This is a genomic window from Salmonella sp. 32100201201700099SM, from assembly GCF_017572645.1.
Classification (GTDB): Bacteria; Pseudomonadota; Gammaproteobacteria; order Enterobacterales; family Enterobacteriaceae; genus Salmonella; species Salmonella enterica.
The window spans coordinates 112249-128362 of record NZ_JAGERQ010000008.1 but is presented as its reverse complement, the minus strand read 5'-3'; the positions used below and the strand labels follow the sequence as shown (position 1 = coordinate 128362).

Annotated in this window: 14 protein-coding genes and 1 pseudogene; 6 read left to right on the top strand and 9 right to left on the bottom strand. The window is 50.6% G+C overall.

Features of this window, described 5'->3' with window-relative positions; all coding sequences use genetic code 11:
- The first annotated feature begins 84 nt into the window (after nucleotides 1-84).
- Entirely contained in the window at nucleotides 85-576 is a 492-nt protein-coding gene (locus J4685_RS14595) for a YajQ family cyclic di-GMP-binding protein (protein WP_001138910.1), read from the top strand.
- A gap of 46 nt (nucleotides 577-622) precedes the next feature.
- Here J4685_RS14595 and J4685_RS14590 read toward each other — a convergent pair whose 3' ends face one another.
- Nucleotides 623-1987, bottom strand: coding sequence for an MFS transporter (locus J4685_RS14590; RefSeq protein ID WP_001000940.1), 1365 nt, complete (start codon nucleotides 1985-1987; stop codon nucleotides 623-625).
- Nucleotides 1988-2217: 230 nt separating this feature from the next.
- Nucleotides 2218-2349, bottom strand: a pseudogene (locus J4685_RS22575) (IS5/IS1182 family transposase); the annotation flags it as partial.
- Nucleotides 2350-2523: 174 nt separating this feature from the next.
- On the opposite strand from J4685_RS22575, the gene J4685_RS14585 reads away from it, so the two are divergent.
- On the top strand, nucleotides 2524-4035 hold the full coding sequence (locus J4685_RS14585) for an SEL1-like repeat protein (RefSeq protein WP_000404190.1): 1512 nt from the start codon (nucleotides 2524-2526) through the stop codon (nucleotides 4033-4035).
- Nucleotides 4036-4046: 11 nt separating this feature from the next.
- Complete coding sequence (locus J4685_RS14580; RefSeq protein WP_000595918.1) at nucleotides 4047-5516, top strand: tetratricopeptide repeat protein; 1470 nt, start codon at nucleotides 4047-4049, stop codon at nucleotides 5514-5516.
- 47 nt (nucleotides 5517-5563) lie between these two features.
- Here the strand turns inward: J4685_RS14580 and cyoE are convergent, their stop codons facing one another.
- The 7 genes from cyoE to J4685_RS14545 all read right to left on the bottom strand — a co-directional run bounded on the left by cyoE (nucleotide 5564) and on the right by J4685_RS14545 (nucleotide 12907).
- A complete protein-coding gene (gene cyoE, locus J4685_RS14575) occupies nucleotides 5564-6454 on the bottom strand; it encodes a heme o synthase (RefSeq protein WP_000971352.1) in 891 nt (296 codons plus the stop codon).
- An 11-nt stretch (nucleotides 6455-6465) separates the two neighbouring features.
- The gene (locus tag J4685_RS14570) at nucleotides 6466-6795 is read right to left on the bottom strand and encodes a cytochrome o ubiquinol oxidase subunit IV (protein ID WP_000019878.1); all 330 of its coding nucleotides are present in this window, start codon (nucleotides 6793-6795) and stop codon (nucleotides 6466-6468) included.
- Nucleotides 6795-7409, bottom strand: a complete 615-nt coding sequence (locus J4685_RS14565) for a cytochrome o ubiquinol oxidase subunit III (RefSeq protein ID WP_000179831.1) — start codon at nucleotides 7407-7409, stop codon at nucleotides 6795-6797. The genes J4685_RS14570 and J4685_RS14565 overlap by 1 nt, the downstream gene beginning before the upstream one ends.
- The gene (gene cyoB / locus J4685_RS14560) at nucleotides 7399-9390 is read right to left on the bottom strand and encodes a cytochrome o ubiquinol oxidase subunit I (protein WP_000467164.1); all 1992 of its coding nucleotides are present in this window, start codon (nucleotides 9388-9390) and stop codon (nucleotides 7399-7401) included. The genes J4685_RS14565 and cyoB overlap by 11 nt, the downstream gene beginning before the upstream one ends.
- Nucleotides 9391-9400: 10 nt before the next feature.
- Nucleotides 9401-10357, bottom strand: a complete 957-nt coding sequence (gene cyoA, locus J4685_RS14555; protein ID WP_001239448.1) for a cytochrome o ubiquinol oxidase subunit II — start codon at nucleotides 10355-10357, stop codon at nucleotides 9401-9403.
- Between the two features lie 452 nt (nucleotides 10358-10809).
- The gene (gene ampG / locus J4685_RS14550; RefSeq protein ID WP_000098486.1) at nucleotides 10810-12285 is read right to left on the bottom strand and encodes a muropeptide MFS transporter AmpG; all 1476 of its coding nucleotides are present in this window, start codon (nucleotides 12283-12285) and stop codon (nucleotides 10810-10812) included.
- Between the two features lie 43 nt (nucleotides 12286-12328).
- On the bottom strand, nucleotides 12329-12907 hold the full coding sequence (locus J4685_RS14545) for a lipoprotein (protein ID WP_001537832.1): 579 nt from the start codon (nucleotides 12905-12907) through the stop codon (nucleotides 12329-12331).
- A gap of 303 nt (nucleotides 12908-13210) precedes the next feature.
- Between J4685_RS14545 and bolA the strand changes: the two genes are divergently transcribed.
- The 3 genes from bolA (at nucleotide 13211) to clpP (ending at nucleotide 16043) form a co-directional block, all read left to right on the top strand.
- Complete coding sequence (gene bolA, locus J4685_RS14540; protein WP_000973433.1) at nucleotides 13211-13528, top strand: transcriptional regulator BolA; 318 nt, start codon at nucleotides 13211-13213, stop codon at nucleotides 13526-13528.
- A 346-nt stretch (nucleotides 13529-13874) separates the two neighbouring features.
- Nucleotides 13875-15173 (top strand): trigger factor, encoded by a 1299-nt coding sequence (tig, locus tag J4685_RS14535; RefSeq protein ID WP_001198403.1) that lies wholly within the window; start codon nucleotides 13875-13877, stop codon nucleotides 15171-15173.
- 246 nt (nucleotides 15174-15419) lie between these two features.
- Nucleotides 15420-16043, top strand: coding sequence for an ATP-dependent Clp endopeptidase proteolytic subunit ClpP (clpP, locus tag J4685_RS14530; RefSeq protein WP_000122256.1), 624 nt, complete (start codon nucleotides 15420-15422; stop codon nucleotides 16041-16043).
- Nucleotides 16044-16114: the final 71 nt, after the last annotated feature.

Below are 16114 nucleotides of genomic sequence, written 5' to 3'. Positions count from 1 at the left end.
AATTATAGCGTCATCAGCTAAGCTTCTCGTTAAGCCTCGTTGCAGGTATTATGCAACGCAACGAAAATGAAGGGAGAAGAAAAGATGCCATCTTTCGATATTGTTTCTGAAGTTGATCTGCAGGAAGCGCGTAACGGCGTGGATAACGCGGTTCGCGAGGTTGAGTCTCGTTTTGACTTTCGTGGCGTAGAGGCGACTATTGCACTGAACGATGCCAATAAAACCATCAAGGTGCTGAGCGAGTCCGATTTCCAGGTCAATCAGTTGCTCGATATTCTGCGCGCCAAGCTGCTTAAACGCGGTATTGAAGGCGCTTCGCTGGATGTACCGGACGAGTTCGTGCATAGCAGTAAAACCTGGTATGTGGAAGCGAAGCTGAAGCAGGGCATTGAAAGCGCCGTGCAGAAGAAAATCGTCAAGCTGATTAAAGACAGCAAACTGAAGGTGCAGGCGCAAATTCAGGGGGAAGAGATTCGCGTGACGGGCAAATCACGTGACGATCTGCAATCGGTAATGGCGCTGGTTCGCGGCGGCGATTTGGGCCAGCCGTTCCAGTTCAAAAACTTCCGCGATTAAGTTGTTATGCCGGATAGAGCCTCGCCGCCATCCGGCAATGCAGTATTCATCCTTTGCTGATAAGCTGTTCAACTTCAAAGCGATTGGTCACTTTGCTGTCGATTTTGACGTAAGCGGAATGCTCTTCCGCCACGATCAGCGCTTCACTTACGCCTTTCATTGCCAACAGTCGCTGTTTTAGCCTGTCGTCAGCAACGATATCCGCTGGAATTTCCACACGCAGGCTGCTGACATAGGGCGGCTCTTTCATGGTACTTGCCACTGCCAGCCATACCATCGCCAGTACGGCCCCGGCAAGGAAAACGGTTTGCCCATCAAACGTGCCGTCTATCCAGCCGCCCAGCGAGCCGCCAAGCGCCACGCCAAGAAACTGACTGGTAGAATAGACGCCCATCGCCGTTCCTTTATACCCCGCGGGCGACTCTTTGCTAATAAGTGAAGGCAGCAGCGCCTCCATCAGATTAAAGGCGAGGAAAAAGAGTTGTACGCCAATCACCAGCTCCCAGAAATGCTGGCCCGCTCCCCACAACACGATTTCTGCGACGACAATGAGCCCCACGCAGAACAGGAATACCTGCTTCATCCGCCGTTTGACTTCAGCATAGATAATAAAAGGCACGACGGCGGCAAAGGCGATCACCATGGTTGCCAGATACACCTTCCAGTGTTCGGCGGCAGGGAAACCGGCATCGGCAAGCTGGCCGGGCAGGGCGACAAAGGTGGACATCAATAAAATATGCAGACACATAATGCCGAAATTGAGCTTGAGCAGCCTCGGCTCCGCCAGCACTTTACTGAAGCTGCCTTTGACCATCCCGGATTCGCGATTCAGCACATGGTTGGTACTGTTGGGAACCACCCAGATTGTCAGAAGAATGCCCAGAGTGGCGAGGGCGGCGATCATCCAGAACAACGCGTTTAATCCCAGACTATGGGTAACAATCGGCCCTAATACCATCGCAATCGCGAAAGTGATACCAAAGCTGACGCCGATAAACGCCATCGCTTTGGTGCGGTTTTGTTCTCGGGTGAGATCAGACAGGAGCGCCATGACGGCGGCGGCAATAGCGCCGGACCCCTGTAGCGCTCGCCCCAGAATAATGCCCCAGATTGAGTGAGAGAGCGCGGCAATGATGCTACCCGCGACAAATACCGCCAGTCCGCCGACAATCAGCGGCTTACGGCCAATGCGGTCGGACAGCAGCCCAAAGGGAATTTGAAAGATAGCCTGCGCCAGCCCGTAAATGCCGATCGCAATGCCGATTAATGCTTCGCTGGCGCTCTGTAGCGCCATACCGTATGTGGTCAGTACTGGTAGAACCATAAACATACCCAGCATACGCAACGAAAAGACGGTCCCTAAACTCCATGTGGCGCGCAGCTCCCCTGGCGTCATTTTATAATCGTTCATTGCCACCTCTGTATAAAAGCTGGGAGTAGTGTAGTGCGGGGAGTGTGTCGGGTAAATAGAGGGTTAATTAGCAAATATTATGTTTTTGAAACAGTTGAGCTAAAAAAGAGATAAATTGTTAACACGATAGGGACGATCGGGAGAGTCAGCATAGCCTTGTGCTCATTCATATTCCGATCTCCTTGAGCTGTAGTGGCTATCTGAGCCATATCAGTATAGTGTAGCGGTTAGCCACGGCCTTCAGGCGGTGTGCGCTGTTGCTCCATATCGCAATAGCAGAACTCGTCAAGCCAGACTGTCAGCGAACCGCGCTGCCTGAGTGTGGCTGGCCGGTGGGTGATTTTAAACTTTTGCTTTGCCATAGGAACCCGATTCTGAAACGACTGCGATGATCAGATCCGCCCATCTTCTGAAAATTTGATTTATTCAACAACGCCGAGACTGATAGCAAACTTTCTGCGTGATGGCGCGCGTTTATCAGGCAGAAGATTCGTCAGCAGTCGCATTTATTATATTATTCAAGGAGTGAATTCGTTATGGAAATTAAATATTTATCATTATGTATTTTAGCGGGTATTTTATTTGTTAGCCAGGTGAATGCTTCAGAGAACAACGGTAAAGATGATGTAAAATATGCTGCGCTTACCCAGAAGGATCTTGATGCTTTGCCTGTGGAAAAAAGAGCTTCGGTTCTGGATGAACTGGGGTTTATCCATGAATACGGTATTGGTGTACCGATGAATCGCGAACGGGCGTTGCAGTATTACAAGCAGGCCTGTGAACTTGGCGGTAACTATGGTTGCTATAATGTGAAGTATGCTTATCAGTATGGCGACGGAGTGGCGAAAGATAGTGCTCAGGCCAATAAGTATGCTAAAAAAATGAATCTGGATAATTTATTGATTGAGCAAGAGTATATCGATAAGTTTTCGCAAGGAATTTACGCGGCAAAAGTATTGGCCGATACGGATAAATCGCAGCGACCAGAATTTATTAATGCACTATTTAATCTTCTAAATAATAGGCCAGAGAGCGATGCGCTTTTTTTTAGTCGTATCGGATTTAATCAGGAAAAAACGTTCCGCCTTGCTACGCTATGGGTACAGGACGGCGATCCACAAATGGATTATCAACTGGGGTTACTCACCCTTAATGATTTCTCTGGTCATTATGTGGATGAGCCTTATAAGGCCAGGCCAGCCTCGTTGAAATGGTTTCGCGCCGCCACGGAAAAAGGCGTCGTTGAGGCCCAATCTCTCTTGGGGGGTATTTATTCGGGGGGAGAGGGCGATGAGTGGGGGATTAAGCCAGACATTCAGGAAGCACAAAAATGGTATGGGCAGGCGGCTGAGCAGGGTGACAGCGATGCACAGATTGCGTTAGGTAAAATCTATTATTCTGGCGCAACAGGGCGCACTGATTACGCTAAAGCGCTGGCATTATTTACGCAGGTTGAAAATGATGGTACTAATTCGCGCTCAACGATGCCGTTGAGTTGGATGTATTATAACGGTTTAGGTACTGCACCTGATTGTGATAAAGCCTGGTCGTATTACAAGAAAGCATCTCGATATGTAGGTAAGAAAGTTGAGGAAAAAATATTTTTGAGTAAATGCGCAGCGGATATTCAGAGTCGAAAAAACAACGCGGATGCTTTACCCAGAGTAACCCTAAAAAAAGCGAGTATTTTCTCTCGCGGGATAACGGCTAAGCCGAAAGAATGCGCACTAATTTTTCAGATTGGCACAGATAAAATCCGTAACATGGCGAATTTGCATATTACGCTTGAACTGAAGAATGCTGATGGAATGGCAACTGAGGAAACGTTGATGATTCCGCCATTCGGTTTGAATACTCTGGGGATAGATATGCAAAATCATGATGTTGATCCTCTCGTTACCCCATACGATCTCCCGCTGTATACGCAAGATTTTTGTCACGGGATCGGCGATATCCATTTTACGCTGAAATCCGCTACGGCAACGATTAACGGTAAGAATGTCGATTTACTGAAAGCTGACAGTGTGCGCTTTTTAGATAAAGAATAAGGGAATGAAAAATGATAAAACGGAAATGGAATCTTTTGCTTCTGCTTGGGTTTTCTTTCGCATCGGTATGCCAGGCAGGTGATGATATTGACGCGTTATATAGCCGTATTGCGCAGAAAGATGTTCAGGCGCTAAATGAGCTAAAAGCGTTAGCCAAAGATAATAATGCTCAAGCGCTGGCGGAGTTGGGGTTTATTTATGAGTACGGCGTTGCCGTACCGAAAGATACGATACAGGTTATCAAGTATTATGAGCAGGCTTGTCATGTTGAAGAACCCTATGGCTGCTACAACGCTCGTTATTTTTATCTGCATGGCTTGGGGGTGATGCAGGATGACGTTTTGGCAAAAGAGCTTGCGGATAAAACCAGTAAAGCAGATATCGATACTGATGCGCAGACGGTGACGCGCCTGATAGCCGACGAAATAGATACGGCAAAGCAAGCCGCGGAAAGCGATATTACTCAGCGTTCCCGGTTTATTGAAACATTACGCCAGTATGCCGGCGGCGGGAGCGCGATGGCCGCGCTCATCACGCGCCTGGGTTATTCAAAGGCGGATATCCTGCACCTTGCGGAGCTGTGGGCGCAGGAGAGAGACCCTGAACTTAACTTTATCGTTGGTAGTCTCTATGACTCTGGTTTTGTTGAGGTCGACGATAAAGAGGCGCGTTCGTTGCAATGGTTCCGCAAGGCTGCTGAATTGGGCCAGGCTGATGCGCAGAATATACTCGGTTACTTCTACTTGAATGGAAAACGAGGGATTAAGCGCGATCTGCAGAAGGGGGGGCAGTGGTACGAGTTGGCGGCTGCGCAGGGTAATGTCGATGCGCTCATAAATCTTGGTGAGATCTATTACTCCGGGACGCAGGTTCCGCTTGATTACGCTCGGGCGTTTGAATTCTTTGAACGGGCGGCGAAGATGGGCAAGTCTCGCGCTTTAAACTATCTTGCCTGGATGTATACCAACGGTCAGTTTGTCGACACGGATTGCCGGAAGGCAGCGGAGTTGTTTGCTCAGGGGCGAACAAGTTTTGCAGACGATCCCCATTTTCAGGTGACCTGCGAAAAAGACCGACAGGCCCGTGCTGAGGCTGTGGCAATGCGTGAAAAGAATTTGCCGAAGTTAACCTTCAATCGTGATCGTGTTTTCGGTGCGAGTCAGGGCAGCGGCTATGCATGCGAGCTGGAGTTTGTCGTCAAAACGGATAGAGTCAGCAGTATAGAGAATTTACGCGTCTCACTGGCGCTGAAAAATAAGGCCGGGGCGATGTCACAGCAGGTTATCGCATTTGAGCCTTTTGGGCTAAATACGCAGAACCGCAATTTACAAGGGTATAAGTCTGATACGCTACGTGAATCGACATTACAACCTATCTATCAGCCGGAATTTTGCGATGTTGATAGCTATAGCGTAACCGCTGTGACGGGGATTGTTAACGGTAAAGAGATGGACATTCTTAAGGCGGGAATTTTTCTTTAAACGCGAAAAGAAAGATGGCGTATCAAGCGATACGCCATCTAAAGTCTTTACCAGACGTAAGTCAGCAGATTCTGCGAATTCGGCACCATAAAATCAACGGACATCATGATACTCAGCGCGGTAATCGCAATGATAGAGAAGCCGAACAGCTTGCGCGCCCAGACCTTATCATCTTCCACTTTGTAACCGCGTAGCGCCATGCCGAGCCACCAAACGCTGACCGCCGCGGCGACCACCAGGTATTTGTAACCGGCATAACCGCCCAACGTTAGCATTAGCGTTGCAACGGCAAACGCAATGATATACAGCGTAATGTGGTTTTTAGCGACTGAGATTCCTTTTACCACCGGCAGAACCGGGATATTGGCCGCCTGATAGTCCTTAAAGCGGAAAATGGCGATGGCGTAAGAGTGCGGCATCTGCCAGAGGCTGAAAATAGCCAACAGAATCGCCGCGCCGCTGTCAAAGTCGCCCGTTACGGCGCAGTAACCAATCACCGGCGGCGCTGCGCCGGAGAGAGAACCAATCAGCGTTCCGTAGACGGAGTGACGCTTCATGTACAAGCTGTACACGCCAACGTAGACCACGAAGCCCATCACCCCCAGCCAGCAGGCCAAAGGATTAGCGCCAAACCACAGCAGCATAAAGCCAGCAATACCCAGCAGGGTGGCGTATACCAGCGAGACGCCAGGAGAAATCAGGCCTTTGACCAGCACCCGATTCTTGGTTCTTTCCATCTTCCTGTCGATATCCCTGTCGATGTAGTTGTTAAATACACAACCCGACGCCACAACCAGTGACACCCCGACCAGCGTATAAATGAACAGGGGATAGTCAATGCTGCCCTTTGAGGCCAGCAGAAATCCCCCGATCACCGAGATCAGGTTGCCAAAGATGATGCCTGGTTTCGTTACTTGCAGGTATTGCTTAAACATCATACTCGCCGCTCTTAGTGCATCATCATGTTGTAGTTGAGGTTCCACATAATCCAGATGGAGCCCACAACCAGGATGGCGATGATCAGCACGGTAAAGATGAAGGCCGTCATGTTCCAGCCTTCATCAGATTTGGTGTTCATGTGCAGGAAACACACCAGATGCACCAAAATCTGCACCACTGCCATTGCCAGGATAGATCCCAGAATAACGGCCGGAGAGGCAGCGCCGGTCATCACCATCCAGAATGGAATAACCGTCAGGATGACCGACAGGATAAAGCCGGTCATGTACGTTTTTACGCTGCCGTGGGATGCGCCGCCGCTCTCGGTAGAATGACTCATTACATCGCCCCCATCAGATAAACAACAGTGAATACGCAAATCCAAATCACATCCAGGAAGTGCCAGAACAGGCTCAGGCACATGATGCGGGTACGGTTAGTGCTGGTCAGACCGCGACGGGCGACTTGCACCATCAGCACCGCCATCCAAATCAAACCGGAAGTGACGTGCAGACCGTGCGTGCCGACCAGCGCGAAGAACGCAGACAGGAAGCCGCTGCGATCCGGGCCCATACCGTTAACAATCAGGTGATGGAATTCATAGATTTCCATCCCGATAAATCCGGCACCGAACAAGAAGGTCAACGCCAGCCAGGAGATAACCTGGCTCTTGTTGTTCTTGTGCATGGCGATCGCCGCCATGCCGTAGGTAATGGAGCTAAATAACAGCAGGAAGGTTTCAACCAGAACGAACGGCAGTTCGAAAATGTCCTTACCTGTCGGGCCGCCAGCGGTGCCGTTTACCAGAACGGCATAGGTAGCAAACAGAATAGAGAACAGAATGCAGTCGCTCATCAGGTAGACCCAAAATCCGAAGATTTTGTTCTGGCCTGCGTCATGGTGCCCGTGTTCGTGCGCGTGGGCAGTCGCGTGCGTTAAAGTATCAGTTGCCATTTTTCAGCCCTGCCTTAGTAATCTCATCGAAATGCTGGCTTTCCAGTTTTTCGACTTCCGGGACCGGCACGTAGTAATCCACATCTTCATCAAAGCTTTTTACAATCCAGCTGATGATCATGCCTGCGAAACCCACTATCGCCAGCCACCAGATATGCCAGATCATGGCGAAGCCAAATACCGTCGCGAAGGCGGCGATAACAATACCGGCACCGCTATTTTTCGGCATATGAATCTCTCCATACTGTCCAGGCTGTTGGTACGCTTCGCCTTTTTCTTTCATTTCCCAGAAGGCGTCACGTTCGTGAACGTGCGGCACAACGGCAAAGTTATAGAACGGCGGCGGAGAAGAGGTTGACCACTCCAGCGTACGGCCACCCCATGGGTCGCCGGTCAGATCGCGGTTCTGATCGCGGTCGCGAATAGAAACGAAGATCTGAATCAGTTGGCACAGGATACCCAGCGCAATCAGCGCGGCGCCGGCGGCGGCAACCATCAGCATCGTATGGAACTGCGGATCAATTTGCTGGCTGAGGCGACGGGTCATGCCCATGAAGCCCAGTACGTACAGCGGCATAAAGGCTACAAAGAAACCGATAATCCAGAACCAGAAGGCGCGTTTACCCCAGGTTTCGTTCAGCTTGAAGCCAAGCGCCTTCGGCCACCAGTAAGTCATACCTGCGAAGCAGCCAAACACCACGCCGCCGATGATCACGTTATGGAAGTGCGCAATCAGGAACAGGCTGTTGTGCAGGACGAAGTCCGCGCCCGGTACCGCCAGCAGCACGCCGGTCATACCGCCGACCGAGAAGGTCACGATAAAGCCGATGGTCCACATCATTGCGGAATGGAAGACGATACGGCCCTGATACATGGTGAACAACCAGTTGAAGATCTTCACCCCGGTCGGGATGGCGATAATCATGGTGGTGATACCGAAGAAGGCGTTAACGTTCGCGCCCGCGCCCATCGTGAAGAAGTGGTGCAGCCAAACGATAAACGACAGTACGGTAATACAGACGGTCGCCCAAACCAGCGAGGTATAGCCGAACAGACGTTTACGCGAGAAGGTCGCTGCGATTTCGGAGAATACCCCGAAGACCGGCAGAATCAGAATGTACACTTCCGGATGGCCCCAGGCCCAAATCAGGTTGATGTACATCATCATGTTGCCGCCCATATCGTTGGTAAAGAAATGGGTGCCCAGATAGCGATCCAGGGTCAGCAACGCGACGGTAACCGTCAGAATCGGGAAAGAGGCGATGATCAGTACGTTGGCGCACAAAGAGGCCCAGGTAAAGACCGGCATCTTGAACATTGTCATACCCGGCGCACGCATCTTCAGGATCGTCACGAAGAAGTTGATACCGGTTAACGTCGTACCAATACCCGAGAGTTGCAACGCCCATATCCAGTAATCGACCCCGACGCTGGGACTGTACTCTATTCCCGATAGCGGCGGATAAGCCAGCCACCCTGTCTGCGCGAATTCACCCACGCCCAGCGAGAGGTTAACCAGAATAACGCCGACAACGGTGAACCAGAAGCTCAGGTTGTTCAGGAAAGGGAAAGCAACGTCGCGCGCGCCGATCTGCAGCGGAACCACCAGGTTCATCAGACCGATAACGAAGGGCATCGCCACGAAGAAGATCATGATTACGCCGTGAGCGGTAAAGATCTGATCGTAGTGGTGCGGCGGTAGAAAACCCGCTTCGCCTGCGGAGGCAAGCGCCTGCTGGCTACGCATCATGATGGCATCGGCGAAACCACGTAACAGCATCACAATCGCGACGATGATATACATGATGCCGAGGCGTTTATGGTCAACCGACGTTAACCACTCTTTCCATAGGTAGGTCCACTTACCGAAGTAAGTAATCGCTGCCAGTATCGCCAGTCCCCCGACGATAATTGCAGCGATCGTTACCATGACGATAGGTTCATGGAACGGTACTGCATCCAGTGATAATTTTCCGAACATTTTATCTTCCTCAACCCTTGGAGTTGGCGGATTCCGCGTGGCTCATGTCCATACCTTCCATTCCTTCATGCGAGCTGTGCTCACCTTCAGGTTGGGTCATGTCCATGCTCTTACCGTGGTCCATGAATTTGTTAATAACGTCCTTGAACAAATCTGGTTTCACGCTGGAGAAATATTCCACCTTGTTGTACTCGCTTGGCATAGCCACTTTCTCGAACGCCGCCATATCATTCATGGTGTTCGGAGACTGCTTCGCTTTTGCGACCCATTGGTCGAATTCTGCGCGGTCTTTGGTGGCGATAGCTTTAAACTTCATACCAGAGAAGCCCGGGCCGCTATAGCTGGCGGAGATGCCATCGTAGGTTCCGGGTTCGTTGGCGATCAGATGCAAACGTGTTTGCATACCGGCCATGGCATAAATCTGGCTACCCAGACGCGGGATAAAGAAGGAGTTCATCACGGAGTTGGAGGTCACTTTGAAATAAACCGGCGTGTTCGCCGGGAAGGCGATCTCGTTGACGGTGGCGATACCCTGCTCCGGATAGATGAAGAACCATTTCCAGTCCATGGAAACCACTTCGATGGTGATCGGTTTTTCGTCATGCGCCAGCGGCTTGCTTGGTTCAAGCGCGTGCGTGGTTTTCCAGGTCAGTACGGCAAGGAAAATGATGATCAAGATAGGCACCGTCCAGACCACGGCTTCCACTTTATTGGAGTGTGACCAGTTCGGGCTATACTTCGCATCCTTATTACTCGCACGATACTTCCAGGCGAAACCAACAGCCATCAAGATGGCGGGAATAACGACGATCAACATCAGGCCAAATGCCGTCAGTATCAGCGAACGTTGCTCCAGTCCAATCTGTCCTTTGGGATCCAGCAGCGCAGAATTACAGCCACTGAGTAATGCAGTGCCTGCAATTAATGACAACCATCCCAAACTTTTATTGTATTTCCTGAGTCTCATTTAACGACCTCAATTCCACGGGACCTGGTGGCGTTTAAAGTGTAGGGGCATTTTACGGTAAGGTTACATTACTGTAAACATGATTGGTTCTGTGTTACCAAGTTCTGCCGCGCGTGTCACATATGTTGCCAAGTATGTCGAAATAACTTTAAGACACTGTTGAAACTTTGCGTTATAACGGATGAGGTCTATAAGTGGGATGTTGAGGGATAATTGGTATAACCAATGTAAAAATAAAACAATTGCTTAACAATTAATTATCAATAAAAGGACAATCAACGGCAGAAATTTAAATTTAATCGGCTGAATCGTGTAAAGAAAATAGGTAGCGTAGAAATTACCAATAATTTCCAAAATTCTGTTGCGCACAAAAAGACAAATATATTTTTTATCAATTGATGGTTATTTAGCCGTTATAATTCCGGGTCGTTATTACAACGGCAAATAATGTTTTAGAGCAGGCGTGTTTTTCGTAGCGCCAGGTAGTCCAGCAACCCGCCAAAGACAATGCCGCACACGGCAACCGCTACCGCAGTCTCAAGCAATCCGGGTAGGAATGAGAAGTTAGTGTAATCCACCGCGTTCATGGTCAGCAGGAGTACCCAGACCGCCAGTAAAGCCACTCCCGCGAGCAGGATTGAAAGCGCGAAATTATAGGCGCCACGGTATTGCGTGCGGGGAATGAAACGCTCGTTCTGCCAGCTATATTCCAGCGTTTGCCGACAGACCAGCAACAGTAACAGCCCGGGAACGGCGGCGACAACTGAGAAGAGGTAGAATGTCGGCCAGCCGTGCGCTTCAACGAACCAGCCCGCTACGGGACCAACATAAACGCGGCCTACTGCGGAGAGGGCCGACAGTAGGGCAAACTGTGTTGCGGAAAACGACTTATTACATAGCGTCATTAATAACGCGACAAAGGCGGCAGTACCCATTCCGCCGCACAGATTTTCGAAAAAGACCGCCGCGCCCATGCTGAACATGTTTTTATCGGTAATGGAGAGCAACCAGTAACCGGCGTTGGACGCGCCTTGCAAAATGCCGAAAATCAGCAGCGCGCGAAACAGCGAAAGACGCTGCATTAATATGCCGCCGTATAACGCGCCGACGATCGTTGCCAACAGGCTCAGCGTTTTATTGACCACGCCAACTTCACCGGCGTCAAAGCCGACGCCGCGAATCAAAAAGGTGGTGGTCAGGCTCATAGCGAAGGCGTCACCCAGTTTATAAAGCACAATGAGCAGTAAAATCAGCCAGGCGTTATTACGGCCAAAGAAATCGCGTAGCGGCGCGACGACGGCTTGTTCCAGCGATTTCGGGGACGGGATAGTATCGGTCGGTTCCGGCGCCAGTAAGGTGGCGATAATGCAGGGGATCAGCAATGCCGCCATCAGCCAGTACATGCCCTGCCAGCCGAGCCAGCGATCGGCCAGCCATAGCGCCAGTCCGCCGGAAACCAGCATCCCCAACCGGTAGCCAAGCACGCTGATTGCCGCGCCAGCGCCGCGTTCTTCTGCGGGTAAAACATCGGTTTTCCAGGCGTCGAACACGATATCCTGCGAGGCGGAGCAAAAAGCAATCACCACCGCCAGCGCCGCCATCCAGCGTAGCTGCGTGCCGGGTTCAAGAAAGCCCATCGCCGCAATCGCCGCCAGTAACAACAGTTGGGTGGCGAGTAACCAACCGCGACGACGACCTAAAAAAGGCGGCGTGTAGCGGTCCATTAGCGGGGACCAGAGAAACTTAAACACATAGGCCTGACCAACCAGCGAGAAGAAGCCAATCGTTTTAAGATCGATATTCTCGACGGTCATCCACGCCTGTAGCGTACCGGAGGTGAGCGCCAGCGGGAGACCGGAGGCAAAACCCAATATCAGCAGAATGGCTGAACGCGGTTGCTGGAAAATACGTAAATATTGACTTGACATAGGCATCTACAGACCCGGCTTCTGCCGGGTCTTGTTGTTGCTATTAACGGGCGTTTTGCTTGATAAAATCGTGAATGCTGGTGTCCTGAGACATATCAGCGATGGTATCGGTCAGAACGCTGTTCACCGCGTCGGCAATATTCTGGTTAGAGGCCTGGAACGCCCCTTCAATAGAGTAGTTGGCGCGATAGTTTTTGGTCATCTTGCTGCCATTTGCCGCGGTCGCAATAATCGCGATATCCGCTTTGGTCGCGATGTTGTAGCGCACGCTGCCCTGGGAAACATCAGCATACAGTTGGTTAACAATAATCTGCAGATTAACCGCGCCGTTAGGCCCGATCATATAGCCCCGTGCCGTCATCTGTTTTTCCAGGACTTCTTGTAACAGGAAGCGTAAATCGCGGGAGGCGGTTAACGTTACCAGCTGGTTGTTACGCGTGACTTTCGCTAACGCTTGATCCTGGCGTTGGTCCGCGCCGGTAATGCTAACGGTGACGCCCATCAGGCTCGGGTCCTGCTGTGGCAAGGTGATCTTCGGCGCGACGTCAATGGTCGTCGGCGGTGTGGCGCATCCTGCCAGCATAAACAGAGCGACTAACGGAAAGAGAAGTTTTTTTAACATATTCAGGCTCTCAATGACGCTTAAAACGTGATAGGTAAAAATTCCCGCCATCATAACACCGCTAACGGCGAGGGGAAGTGGTCAACGCAGGTAAATTCGTCGTAATGTCCGATTTGGTATTGATAACGGCGCGAGCGGGGATTTTGAGCGCTAAAAGAATGATTAAGGCAGTAAACTTCATACGTTTGGCTGAAATAATCAGACGAAAGCTAAATTTTTGTTGTCATGCTGTAATGGAAACGGTAAAAGCGGCTAGTATTTAAAGGGATGGGTGACATCACAGCGTTGTCGGAGGAGATTTTCATGATGATACGTGAGCAAATAGAAGAAAAATTAAGGACAGCGTTCGACCCCGTGTTTCTCGAAGTTGTGGATGAAAGCTATCGTCACAATGTTCCAGCAGGATCGGAAAGCCATTTTAAGGTCGTGCTGGTGAGCGATCGCTTTACAGGCGAACGTTTTCTTAATCGTCATCGGATGATTTACGGTACGTTAACGGCGGAACTCTCCACAACCGTACATGCGCTGGCACTGCATACTTATACCCTCAAAGAGTGGGAAGGATTGCAGGATACTATCTTCGCGTCGCCTCCTTGTCGCGGCGCGGGAAGCATCGCGTAGCAAAACGGATTTGCAACTACCTCCGCTTTTCCAGTATGTTGCTACAGAATTATGTGAAAACGGCCTACGGGCCGTTTTGTTTTGTCTGAATTTTGAGCGTGTCGTACAGTATTCAGACAAAAATTAGCCGAGAATTGTGAAAACCGCCGCAGCATCGCACAATCACCGTTCTCGACTCACAAAAGTGATGCCGCTATAATGCGCCGTCTTATATATGAACGTCTTCGGGATGATTCTGACGACAGGGAATGTGATTGATTATGAGAACATCCCGGTTCCGCGAAGCAAATAGCACGTGCTTGCGGAGTAGAGTTGACCGAGCACTGTGATTTTTTGAGGTAACAAGATGCAAGTTTCAGTTGAAACCACTCAGGGCCTTGGCCGCCGTGTAACGATTACAATCGCTGCTGACAGCATCGAGACCGCTGTAAAAAGCGAGCTGGTCAACGTAGCGAAAAAAGTACGTATTGACGGCTTCCGTAAAGGCAAAGTACCGATGAATATCGTCGCTCAGCGTTATGGCGCTTCTGTTCGCCAGGACGTGCTGGGCGATCTGATGAGCCGCAACTTCGTTGACGCGATCATCAAAGAAAAAATTAACCCGGCAGGCGCGCCGAACTATGTTCCGGGCGAATACAAAGTGGGTGAAGACTTCACTTACTCCGTCGAGTTTGAAGTCTATCCGGAAGTTGAGCTGACCGGCCTCGAGTCCATCGAAGTTGAAAAGCCGGTTGTTGAAGTCACCGACGCTGACGTTGATGTGATGCTGGACACCCTGCGTAAGCAGCAGGCGACCTGGAAAGAAAAAGACGGCGCTGCTGATGCGGAAGACCGTGTGACCATCGACTTCACCGGCTCTGTAGACGGCGAAGAGTTCGAAGGCGGCAAAGCGACCGATTTCGTTCTGGCGATGGGCCAGGGTCGTATGATTCCGGGCTTTGAAGACGGCGTTAAAGGCCACAAAGCTGGCGAAGAGTTCACTATCGATGTGACCTTCCCGGAAGAGTACCACGCTGAAAACCTGAAAGGTAAAGCGGCTAAGTTCGTTATCAACCTGAAGAAAGTTGAAGAGCGCGAACTGCCGGAACTGACCGAAGAATTCATCAAACGTTTCGGCGTTGAAGATGGTTCCGTAGCCGGTCTGCGCGCTGAAGTACGTAAAAACATGGAACGCGAGCTGAAAGGCGCGGTGCGTAACCGCGTTAAGTCTCAGGCGATCGAAGGCCTGGTAAAAGCTAACGACATCGACGTACCGGCTGCGCTGATCGACAGCGAAATCGACGTTCTGCGCCGTCAGGCTGCGCAGCGTTTTGGTGGTAACGAGAAACAGGCTCTGGAGCTGCCGCGCGAACTGTTCGAAGAACAGGCTAAGCGTCGTGTAGTTGTCGGTCTGCTGCTCGGCGAAGTAATCCGCACCAACGAGCTGAAAGCGGACGAAGAACGCGTTAAAGGCTTGATCGAAGAGATGGCGTCTGCTTACGAAGATCCGAAAGAAGTAATTGAGTTCTACAGCAAAAATAAAGAGCTGATGGACAATATGCGTAACGTCGCTCTGGAAGAACAGGCTGTTGAAGCGGTTCTGGCAAAAGCGAAAGTGTCTGAAAAAGCCACTTCCTTCAATGAGCTGATGAACCAGCAGGCGTAATTTGTCGCGTTAAAAGCACGAAATTTGCACAAAAACCCGTCACCTTTCAGTGACGGGTTTTTTTTGTCACGCATTTTGCATGGTAAGGGTGCGAAAACCGCGTTTCAGTGTTAGCGTTAGAGCAAAAGATTGTTATGCTTGAATTATGGCGATGCCGTACCCATTACAGAGGGACTGGCTGATAATCCGTCCATCAGGTTACAATCAGTACAGCAGGTTTTTTCAATTTTTATCCAGGAGACGGAAATGTCATACAGCGGAGAACGAGATAATTTGGCCCCTCATATGGCGCTGGTGCCGATGGTCATTGAACAGACCTCACGCGGTGAGCGCTCTTTTGATATCTATTCTCGTCTACTTAAGGAACGCGTCATATTTCTGACCGGCCAGGTCGAAGACCATATGGCTAACCTGATCGTGGCGCAGATGCTGTTCCTGGAAGCGGAAAACCCGGAAAAAGATATCTATCTGTACATTAATTCTCCTGGCGGCGTAATTACTGCGGGGATCTCCATCTATGACACCATGCAGTTTATTAAGCCAGACGTCAGCACCATTTGTATGGGACAGGCGGCCTCTATGGGGGCGTTTCTGCTGACTGCCGGGGCGAAAGGCAAACGTTTCTGCTTGCCGAACTCTCGCGTCATGATCCACCAGCCGCTGGGCGGCTACCAGGGCCAGGCGACGGATATTGAAATTCACGCCCGCGAAATTTTGAAAGTAAAAGGGCGCATGAATGAACTTATGGCGCATCATACGGGTCAATCTCTTGAGCAGATTGAACGTGATACTGAGCGCGATCGCTTCCTCTCCGCGCCTGAAGCGGTAGAGTACGGTTTGGTTGACTCAATTTTGACCCATCGTAATTGATGCCCTGGACGCAAGTGTGCCGCTATACACTTCATCCTTCACGCTACCTCGGTGTTGGTTGCCAGCGCGCC